The sequence below is a fragment of the Faecalicatena contorta genome (assembly GCF_001404335.1).
GTDB lineage: Bacteria > Bacillota > Clostridia > Lachnospirales > Lachnospiraceae > Faecalicatena > Faecalicatena contortus_B.
This window is the reverse complement of sequence record NZ_CYZU01000013.1, coordinates 93,657-104,627: the sequence shown is the minus strand read 5'-3', so window position 1 is coordinate 104,627 and position 10,971 is coordinate 93,657. Positions and strand designations below refer to the sequence as shown.

Sequence of the window (10,971 nt, the reverse complement as noted above, 5' to 3'; positions counted from 1 at the left end):
GAAAAAGATGTCCTGGGCGGCGGTGGCAGCCCTGGCCCTGACCGTAGTGTCTGTGGCCCTGCTGCTGGTTTCCTATGGCCGGGGGAGCGGGGCCGGGCTTACGCTGCTGACCCTGACAGAGGGCCTGGACATCACCTTCCGGCTGGATGGCCTGGGCGCTTTTTTCCTGGGATTTATTGCATTCATCTGGCTGCTGGGGGGCATCTTTTCGGTGGAATACCTGCACCATGAACACCATAAGCGGCGGTTCTGGGGCTTTTACCTGCTGACATTGTGTGCGCTGCAGGGCTTAAGCCTTGCGGGGAACCTGGTGACGATCTATCTGTTTTTTGAAATGATGACCCTGGTGTCCATGCCCCTGGTTCTGCATACCCAAAGCCACGAGGCGGTGATGGCGGGGCTGAAGTATCTCTTTTACTCCATGTGCGGGGCCTACATGGCGCTGTTCGGGGTCTTTGTGTTTTACCACTTTGGGACCAGCATGGATTTTCTGCCCGGGGGCGTGATGGACCCGGCGGTGCTGGCCCAGAACGGGACCATCCTGCACCTGGGGCTGTTCTTCATGATCCTGGGATTCGGGGTGAAGGCCGGTATGTTCCCCATGCAGGCGTGGCTGCCCACGGCCCATCCGGTGGCTCCGGCCCCGGCTTCGGCCGTGCTCTCGGCCATCATTGTAAAGGGCGGGGTCCTGGAGGTGCTGCGCTCGGTGTATTACATTGCGGGGGCGGAGTTTCTGCGGGGGAGCTGGGTGCAGTATACCTGGCTGGTGCTGGCGCTCTTTACCATCTTCCTGGGCTCCATGCTGGCCTTTAAAGAGCCGGTGTTTAAGAAGCGGCTGGCCTACTCGTCCGTGAGCCAGGCTTCTTATATTATGCTGGGCATGGCCATCTTAAATCCCGTGGCCCTGACCGGGTCCCTCCTGCATGTGTTATTCCATGCATTTATTAAGACGGCCCTTTTCTTAAGCGCAGGGGCGGTCATTTACCAGACCGGATATACCAGGGTGGACCAGCTCCGGGGGATCGGGAAAGAGATGCCTGTGACGCTGTGGTGCTATACCTTTGTGTCCCTGGCCCTAATCGGGATCCCTCCGGCCAGCGGATTCATCAGTAAATGGTATCTGGCGGAAGGGCTTTTGGAGAGCGGGGTCAGGACCTTCTCCTGGCTGGGGCCGGTGGTGCTTTTGGTGAGCGCGCTGCTCACGGCGGGGTACCTGCTTCCGGTTACCATTGACGGGTTTCTGCCCGGCAAAGATTATAACTACCAGGAAGGGAAGAAACGGGAGCCTTCGCTTAAGATGGTGCTGCCCCTTTTCATCCTGGCCGCAGGGGCGCTGCTCATGGGCGTGTTTCCGGGCAGCCTGATTACATTTCTTGGAAACATAGCGGCAGCGGTCGTATAAGGAGGTGGGGACATGAACGAAACGTTTTTAATCATAGCCGTGGTTTTTCCGATCGTGACAGCGGTCTTTATTCCGCTCATTCCGTTTCGGAAACGCGCGCACATGGAAGTCTATATCGAAGCCGTGGTCCTGCTGACTTCGGCCCTTGTCCTCCTGCTTTTGTTTAACCGGCCGGGGGAACTGGTGCTGCTGCAGTTTTCAGAGAAGGTGTCCTTTGCTTTGAAAATCGACGGGATGAGCATGGTGTTTGCGGGTCTGGTCTCGGTCCTGTGGCCCATTGCCACCTTGTATTCCTTTGAGTATATGTCTACGGAAGAGCGGGAGCAGCCGTTCTTCATGTTTTATACCATGACCTATGGGGTGACCCTGGGCATTGCTTTTTCAGCCAACATCGTGAGCATGTATTTCTTCTACGAGATGCTGACCCTGGTGACCATCCCGCTGGTGCTCCATACCTTTACCCGGGAAGCGGTCCTTGCGACCAGGAAATATATTTATTTCTCCATCGGCGGGGCGGCCCTGGGCTTCATGGGGCTGGTCTTTTTGGTCCGCTGCGGGGGCCCCGGCGGGTTTACCCTGGGGGGGATCCTCCAGGGGCATACGGCAGGCCTTGGGATGGACCTGGTGCTGCTGCTCTATGTGGTGGCGTTTTTAGGCTTCAGCATCAAGGCGGCCATGTTCCCTTTTTATTCCTGGCTTCCGGATGCGGGCGTGGCGCCTACGCCGGTGACCGCGCTGCTGCATGCGGTGGCGGTGGTAAAGGCGGGGGCATTTGCCGTGATCCGGCTGACCTATTACTGTTTTGGCACGGAGCTTCTGCGGGGGACCTGGGCACAGAACGTGGTAATGGCCCTGGCCATGTTCACGGTGGTGTTCGGCTGCAGCATGGGCGTGAAGGAGACGCACATGAAGCGGCGGCTGGCCTTCTCTACGGTGAGCAACCTGTCCTACATCATCTTTGGGGCCACGATCATGACGCCGGCGGGCCTTTTAGGCGCGCTGTGCCATATGGTGTTCCATGCGGTCATGAAGATCAGCGCTTTTTTCTGCGCCGGATCCATCATGCACCAGACCCACAAGCACTATATCTATGAGATGGACGGCTTTGGGCGGAAAATGCCCTGGGTGTACGGGGCCTTTACGGTGTCGGCCATCGGGATGATGGGGGTGCCCGGGGGGTGCGGGTTCATCAGTAAATGGTACCTGGCAAAGGGGGCCTTAGAAAGCGGGAACCACCTGGCCTGGATCGGGGTGGGGTGCCTGCTGGTGTCGGCGCTTTTGACGGCCATCTATATGATGACCATCGTGGTAAGGGGCTTCTTCCCGGAGAAAGGGTTTGATGAGAAGGCCCTGGCGGGGGTGAAGGACCCCAGCTGGCAGATGGTCCTGCCCCTGCTGCTGTTTTCCCTTGCGATCATCGGGTTCGGGCTGTACAGCACGCCGCTTACGGATTTCCTGGCGAAGGTTGTGACGGGCGTGTATTAGAGTGGATAACCGGAAGGCTTTTGTGAAAAGGCCGGTGTGTTTTTGAAGACGGTAACCGGTGAATTTGAGGAAGCAGTAACCGGTGGATTACAGGAGGTTGAGAATGAGGTATTTTAGGAGGTGGCACGCATGAATGGAATCCAACTGGCAGTCCCGGTGTTTTATCCCATGGCCGGGGCGCTGCTGACCTATCTGATCGGGAGGAAATCCAAGGAGGGACGGAATTACTTTGCGGATTTCATCGTCATTACGGAATTCCTGCTGCTGCTCTATGGGGCATTGCGCCTGCAGGGGAGCGAGGGCATCCTGGAGGGGATCTGCGGGATGGGCCTGCATTTCAGTATGGACGGCTTCCGGGGGATCTACGCGGTGGTGGCCGGGTTCATGTGGATGATGACCATTGTATTTTCGCGGGAGTATTTCAGGCATTACCGGAACCGGAACCGGTATTACTTGTTCCAGCTGGTGACCCTGGGGGCTACCGTGGGAGTTTTCCTGTCCGCGGATTTATATACCACGTTTCTGTTTTTTGAGATCATGTCCTTTACGTCCTACGTGTGGGTTGCACAGGATGAGAGGAAGGAATCCTTAAGGGCCGCCCAGACTTACCTGGCAGTGGCGGTGATCGGGGGCATGGTGCTGCTGATGGGGCTGTTTCTGCTCTACACGTCCGTGGGCACGCTGGAGATCGGGGCGCTCTATGAGGCCTGCCAAAGTTATCCGGATAAAAGGCTGCTTTATATAGCCGGGGGCTGCCTGCTGTTCGGGTTCGGGGCGAAGGCGGGCGCCTTCCCGCTCCATATCTGGCTGCCCAAGGCCCATCCGGTAGCGCCGGCGCCGGCTTCCGCCCTGCTGTCCGGTATCCTGACTAAGGCGGGGGTATACGGGATCCTGGTGGTCAGCTGCTACATGTTCTACGGGGACGAAAAGTGGGGCAGCCTGATCCTGGCCCTGGGCGTGGTGACCATGTTTGGGGGCGCGGTGCTGGCAGTCTTTTCCGTGGATTTAAAGCGCACCCTGGCGTGCTCGTCCATGTCCCAGATCGGGTTTATCCTGGTGGGGACGGGGATGCAGTGCCTGCTGGGGGAGGAAAACGGGCTGGCAGTGCACGGGACCTTCCTGCACATGATGAACCACTCCCTGATCAAGCTGGTGTTATTCATGGCGGCGGGCGTAGTGTTTATGAACACGCACCAGCTGAACCTGAATGAGATCCGTGGGTTTGGGCGAAAGAAACCGTTCTTAAACCTGGCCTTTCTGATGGGGGCCTTAGGGATCGGGGGCATCCCGTTCTGGAACGGGTATATCAGCAAGACCCTGCTCCATGAGAGTATCATCGAGTATTCCAAGGCCCCGGTGTTTGTGTTTGTGGAATGGATGTTCCTGATCAGCGGGGGGCTGACGGTGGCGTATATGCTGAAGCTGTATGTGTCGGTGTTCTGGGAGAAGAATGCGGATCCGGCAAGGCAGGCGGAATTTGACGGCATGGGAAAGCACTACATCAATAAGCAGAGCATGGCGGCGATTGGCGTGAGCGCGGCAGTCCTGCCGGTGCTGGGGATGACGCCGGTGAAAACGATGGAAGCGCTGGCAGGTGCGGCCCAGGGCTTTATGCGGATGGAAGGGGAGGCACATATCCCCCACTTCTTCAGCATGGAGTGTTTAAAAGGGGGGCTGATCTCAATCGCCATCGGGGCCCTGGTGTATCTGCTGGTGATCCGGAGGGTGTTCCTGCGCAAGAAGGAAGGGGGCGCCAGCACCTATGTGGATGCGTGGCCGAAATGGCTGGACCTGGAGAACCTGGTGTACCGTCCGCTGATCCAGGGGGTGCTGCCGTTTATCGGGATCTTTGTGTGCCGGATCGGGGATTCGCTGGTAGACGGCCTGGTGGTGGCGCTTAGGAAGACGCTGTATAGGGATCGGAAGATTCCTTACCGTACGGGGTCGCTGCCGAAAGTGGACACGGCCATTGGGAAGCTGCTGGACCAAGGCGCGGCGTACTTAAAGAAGCAGGAGGAGAATGTGTCATACCGTAGGAAGCTGGGGATCCGTGCGCTGGAGAGGAAGGAAAGCCGGGATATGATCCGTTACAGCCTTTCATATGGGCTGCAGCTGGCGGGGATTGGGATGATCCTGATCCTGGTGTATCTGCTGCTGTAGGGCAGTGTGAAAAGTTATGGTGTTATAGGAGAGCAAACCGGGAGAACAGGCTGGAGAGTGTCTGTTTTCCCGGTTTGTTTCGTCAGGAGGGTATCTACATCCTTTGTTAAAAGGCCATTCCATATCTCGATACGTATTCCTTACAGTCACACAAGCGATGCTGCTTCCGCTGTTTGTGTGCAATATTCACTAGGCAATTATTGATATTTTATTTACATTAAAAGCAAGTGTAAATTGATGAGAAGCTGATGGTGGCAGGAGTACTTTTTTATAATAGTATACCTGATGCAGCAAGGCAGCCGGCAGGAATAAATGGGTGAAGGCCATTTATTATAAAGGGAAACAATGAAACAAGATTAGAGCGTCCTTGATAATTCATAGCGTCTATCTGACCGCCCTGCTCACCCGGGCACATGAATTATCAAACATACTCTGTCAGAGAAAGGAATGGTAGCAGAAGATGAGAGAAGTAAAAGAAGTTGTTAAGAAGTTTACTCCGGAAGAAATTAAAGAATATCTGAACCGTATAGGAATGTCTCCGGTAGAAAAACCTACCAAAGAGGCGCTGGATGAGATAATCTATCGCCAACAATGTTCACTTCCATTTGAAAATTTAGACAGTTTTGATTTACATAAGGAAGTGTGCCTTGATCCTGACTACGTATTTCAGAAAATTATTCGGGGAAAAAGAGGCGGATACTGCCTGGAACTGAATGGGTTATTATATCGTCTGCTCATTAGTCTCGGGTACGATGCAAGATTATGTTTTGTAAGGGTTTTACTGGGATCGGATGACTTTACGACTTGGGCGGATCACAGAGCGATAATCGTAACTCTTGATGGAGCAGAATATTTCTGCGACGGCGGCCTCGGAGGTCCAATGCCTGCAGGTGCATTAAAGATTGACACCGACGAGTGGCAGACTTATAAAAAAGAGTCATTCCGAGTTCTGCCCAGTATAAAGGGGTGGTATGAAGTGCATCGGAAAACCCGTATCAGCCAGCAAGTAGGAAGGGAAGATGCAGCGGAGAGAATAGAAATACTGTTTTCCGATGTCGCATGCTTTAGTTCTGATTTTGCCTTCTTGAACTATTTTCAGTCGACATGTAAAGATGCGCGTTTCTGTACACTAAGAGTTATAAACATACGTACCGAGGACGGGTACCGCACGCTTGTCAATGATGAGTATAAAGAAGTGTCAGAAGATAACGTAGTAATCGAGCCGGTTGGCGGACGCTTAAAAGAAGTGCTAAAAGAAAAGTTTGATATTGAGATTGAGTTATAGATGTAGGGAGTTTTATGGCGGGTGAGGGACGACCTGGAAAACGGACATAGGGGTGTGCGGATACGGGTTTTGGCTGTAAGCCAGAGTAAAGGAAAAAGGAAGAAAAAATGCGGCGACCGTGGCCACATCGCCCAAAGCCTTGATGGCTTTGCGAGCTGGGGCCAGGAAAAACGGTGATTCGGGATCACCGTTTTTGCCCCATTTTTTCTTCCTTTTTTCTTAACTCTGACTAACAGCCAAAAGACGCATCCGTACACCCCCATGTCCGTTTTCCAGGTCTGGCGCATCAACGCGGTAAGACGGCTACATTTTTAAGGGATCTGGGCGGGAGTGGCGGATGTGTATTTACTATAATAAAGGGTATACAAGTAAGATGTGTATTGGGGATTATCTATGGTTTTATCCTATTCTTAGCTATTTAATTATGACATAATATTTATTATCTATACATACATCATATATGGAAGAAACCCCTCAACTGTAAGGTTCGAACAAACCACACAACGGACAATTCAAAGCCCCGCTCTAAATCCCGGATAAAGTACTGCACGGTCATACACCATCCGCTGTCCCCGATTATGCATCCCGTAGGGATTGCACCATACCTGCCGTCCGGATGCGCCAAGCCTGCCAGGGAGGGAGACGGGGGCGGAGGGAGGCGTACAGCCTGTTTGAAGTGCATAGAGCAAGCTTAACAGCAGTTAGAGGAAACACGCAAAATCAGCCGGCCAAAAGTTGATACCGAATCAACTTTTGAATACGCCAGAGCCGTCTGCTCATCAGAGCAGGCGGTGAATGCGTATGGAGCCGGCTGATTTTGCGTGTTTCCTCTTACTGCTGTTTAGTGCGCGGACTGGTCAATCTCAAACAGGCTGTACGCCTCCCTCCGCCCCCGTCTCCCTCCCTGGCAGGCGCCCCCCACCCGCCAAGTGTGCAATATTCACTAAGTAATTTTAAATATTGTGGCTATACTGAAAATAAGTATAGAAAGGAGCGGAAAGTGCCATGTTATTAGATCAGAAGAAGTTTTATCAGGACATTGCCAGCTATTATGAACTTGACAACTACGAAGATTTACAGGTATATTTAGATCATAAGGAACAGGAAGTGAAACAGTCAGCTATGCCGGATCCGGGATGTGTTATGTGCGGCGGCGGTGATGTGGATGAAGACGGGATTGCGGCGGTTACAAGGAATTGGATCCAGGAGCGGAATCATGCAATTGCAGTTATCATTTATGAGAAGGCAAGGCTTTTAGAAAAGCTTGAAAAGTGGGAAGAATGCCTGGCTAAATATAAAGAAGCCGTACAGATGATGGAGCGGTGCAAGATGACGAATTTAAGTATTTATGAACCAGCGGTTGACAGTATCAGGTCAATTGAGGAAGAGAAGGAGTAGGTGCATATGAAAGATGTAGTTCTTGGTCAGTATAAGGGAATAGAGTTTCCTGCGCAGCTGAAGGGAAGAGAAAAAGAAGATTACCTCATGAAAATATTGGTTGAAAGCTCGAAGGCAAAGGTATCTGAAAGCAGTGTGAATGAAAGAGCGAAAAGAATGACCGAGGAGTATGCGCTTCGTTTAACCCAGCAGGGCCTGTCTATCGAACAGTATTATGAGGCTTCCAAAACAGATGAGAAAGCCTTGGTAAAGAAGATGCAGGGGATAGCTAAGAGTCAGCTGAAAGGGAAAATGATCCTGGAGGCGATCGCGGAAAAAGAGAACATTACTGTGACACAACAGGATGTAGACACCGAGATTAAGAAGTTAACTATGAGATATCCTTTGGATGAGAAGAAGATTAGGGAAATCATGCAGGGTGCAGAGGAACGGCGTTTGAAAAAGGACATTTTAACAAGAAAAGCAATGGACTTTGTATCAGAATATGCTGTGGAGGCTGCGACTGTTTGAAAAAAGTAAAGTGAGGTGATAGATATGCGTCCCTATTATGATAATACCGCCAGAGAAGTCCTTGCAATTGCGGCAGAAGCAGCAAAGAACATGGGGCAGGTCACTGTAGGAACAGAACACATTCTGTTGGGGCTGACCAAGGTAAAAAGCGGTATTACACAGACAGTATTAAAGCGGAACGGATTAGATGAACAACTGGTAACAGCGATGATTGAAGAGTGGGTACCGTCAACCGGGCTTACGATTCTGCAGACGGCCTGGAGTTATTCTCCGGAATGCACCAAGATCCTGGACAAAAGCCATAAGCAGGCCGCGTGGTTCCAGGCAGAGCTGACCGGGGCAGAGCATATTTTACTGGCAATATTACAGGACGAGACTATTTCCGTTACGCGGTTTTTTAAAGCCGCACAGGTGAATACTTCAGCCATATATGTAGATATGATCGCAGAGATGAAGCGGAAGAAAATCGGCCTGGCAAAATTGGATGAGTCCAAGACAAACTCCATCCACAAGCGTACGGAGCTTCTGGATCAGTTTGGACGTGATCTGACAGAGATGGCGAGGGAAGGGAAGTTAAGCCCATTGATTGGCAGGGAGAACGAGAGCCGCAGGCTTCTTCAGTCGCTCTGCCGCTGGGGAAAGAACAACCCCTGTCTGATTGGGGCACCTGGAGTTGGGAAGACAGCAATTGTAGAGGGCTTTGCTCTTGCTATCGCTGAGGGAAGAGTTCCGGGGATTATGAAGCATAAAAGAGTTGTTGCAGTTGACCTGGCAAGCGTTGTTGCAGGAAGCAAATACAGGGGAGACTTTGAGGAACGCTTAAAGCATATTATTCAGGAAATTACCGAATCAGGAAATGTAATCTTGTTCATAGATGAGATTCATACGATTGTAGGAGCCGGGGGAACAGAGGGCGGAATTGACGCTGCGAATATTCTGAAGCCGTGTCTGGCACGGGGAGAGATACAGGTCATTGGTGCGACGACCACAGAGGAATACCGCAGGTATATTGAGAAGGATGCTGCGCTTGAACGGCGCTTCCAGCCGATTCAGGTGGAAGAGCCGTCCGAGGTGGAAAGCCTGGCAATTCTGAATGGCGTAATCGACAGGTATGAGAAGCACCATTCGGTGAAGTTCCTGCCTGAGGCATTAGAAGCCGCTGTAGAATTATCCAAACGCTATATCAATGACCGTTATCTTCCGGATAAGGCGCTGGATTTAATCGATGAAACTGCCGCAGCTGTATGCCTGGACAGATCCGACGGTACGGAACTGGAAGCGGGGGAAGATAGTCCGGCAGAAGAGGCAGTGACTGAGATTGGTGCCAATGAGATTGCTCGTACCGTTTCACAGTGGACCGGAATCCCGATTATGCAGGTAAATGCCGATGAAGGCACCCGCCTGCTGAAGCTGGAAGAGATGATCGGAGAGAGGATCGTTGGACAGCAGCAGGCCGTTAAGGCTATTGCTAAAGCAATGCGCAGAGGGCGCGCTGGTATACAGAACCCGAACAGGCCGATAGGTTCTTTCCTGTTCCTAGGACCGACAGGAGTTGGCAAGACAGAACTGAGCAAGGTACTGGCAGAGTTTATGTTTGATAAGCCGGATGCATTTATCCGCCTTGATATGTCCGAGTATATGGAACCGCATTCCGTAGCCAAGATGATTGGTTCCCCTCCGGGATATGTAGGATTTGAAGACGGCGGCCAGCTGAGCGAGAAGGTACGTAGAAATCCTTACTCTGTCGTCTTATTTGATGAGATTGAGAAGGCCCATCCGGACGTATTTAATATGCTGCTTCAGGTTTTGGAAGATGGTCATATGACGGATGCGAAGGGCAGAAGGGTAAGTTTTAAGAATACGGTTTTAATTATGACCTCTAATGCCGGCGTCCAGAACCACGATATACACCGCAAACTTGGCTTTAAGACTGGAAATGAGAGTGACCAGGGAAGCAATGAAGAGATTAAGAACGAGATTCTGTCCGAGATCAAGCATGTATTCCGTCCTGAATTCCTGAACCGTATAGATGATATCATCGTCTTCAGAAAGCTGAACGATGAGGATATGAACGAAATTGTCAGTCTGCTGATCCAGGATCTGACGGCTCGGTGTGATGGCATGGGGATTACAGTTCATGTTGGCGAGGATGTGAAACAGTACCTGGTAGAGAAGTATGTAAATCTGCAGTACGGCGCAAGACCTCTGAAGAGAGCTGTCCAGTCAGAAGTAGAAGATGTAGTGGCAGAAAGAATGCTTTCAGGCGATATCCTTCCGGGAGATGATGTATACATCTGTATGGAGGAAGGAAAAGTAAATCTGAATGTGAATCCTAACATTGAGAGTGAAAAAGCCGGTAAAACGGTAAGAAACCAGAAAGCGGAAGAAATACCTGCAGTATTAGCTGCTGATTCCAGTGAAAAGGCAGAAATGGCAGAAGAAAAATAGGTATATTAAAAAAGTGAGAACGTAAGCATACCAAAGGGAATGAGATCCCGGTTTCTGCGCTCAGGTTAAAAGGGGAAGGAATCCCACATGTATTGTGGCATTCCTTCCCTTTTTCTTCATGATACAGGACTTGTAAACTTTGCTGGGATCCCAGGTAGATTTCCTTCGTTTTATAGGTTAAAGTGCTGAAATGTCCAATATCGTAAAATGCCTTCGAAATTCACTGCTTCACCCTTGCAACGCGCTAAATCAGCGGGGTTGAGAGAAATGCAAAAAGAAAATT

Annotated in this window: 7 protein-coding genes; all 7 read left to right on the top strand. The window is 51.4% G+C overall.

Features of this window, described 5'->3' with window-relative positions:
* Positions 1-1,402, top strand: a 1,402-nt coding sequence (locus ARB69_RS08890; protein WP_055152692.1) for a complex I subunit 5 family protein, incomplete at its 5' end; no start/stop codon positions are given.
* Between the two features lie 12 nt (positions 1,403-1,414).
* Positions 1,415-2,887, top strand: a complete 1,473-nt coding sequence (locus tag ARB69_RS08885; RefSeq protein ID WP_055152690.1) for a complex I subunit 5 family protein — start codon at positions 1,415-1,417, stop codon at positions 2,885-2,887.
* Positions 2,888-3,016: 129 nt separating this feature from the next.
* The gene (locus tag ARB69_RS08880; protein ID WP_025657858.1) at positions 3,017-5,047 is read left to right on the top strand and encodes a complex I subunit 5 family protein; all 2,031 of its coding nucleotides are present in this window, start codon (positions 3,017-3,019) and stop codon (positions 5,045-5,047) included.
* A gap of 460 nt (positions 5,048-5,507) precedes the next feature.
* A complete protein-coding gene (locus ARB69_RS08875) occupies positions 5,508-6,332 on the top strand; it encodes an arylamine N-acetyltransferase family protein (RefSeq protein WP_055152688.1) in 825 nt (274 codons plus the stop codon).
* A 1,005-nt stretch (positions 6,333-7,337) separates the two neighbouring features.
* Positions 7,338-7,730, top strand: coding sequence for a hypothetical protein (locus ARB69_RS08870; RefSeq protein WP_025655705.1), 393 nt, complete (start codon positions 7,338-7,340; stop codon positions 7,728-7,730).
* A gap of 6 nt (positions 7,731-7,736) precedes the next feature.
* The gene (locus ARB69_RS08865) at positions 7,737-8,240 is read left to right on the top strand and encodes a hypothetical protein (RefSeq protein ID WP_055152686.1); all 504 of its coding nucleotides are present in this window, start codon (positions 7,737-7,739) and stop codon (positions 8,238-8,240) included.
* 24 nt (positions 8,241-8,264) lie between these two features.
* Complete coding sequence (locus ARB69_RS08860; protein WP_055152684.1) at positions 8,265-10,688, top strand: ATP-dependent Clp protease ATP-binding subunit; 2,424 nt, start codon at positions 8,265-8,267, stop codon at positions 10,686-10,688.
* The last annotated feature ends 283 nt before the right edge of the window (positions 10,689-10,971 follow it).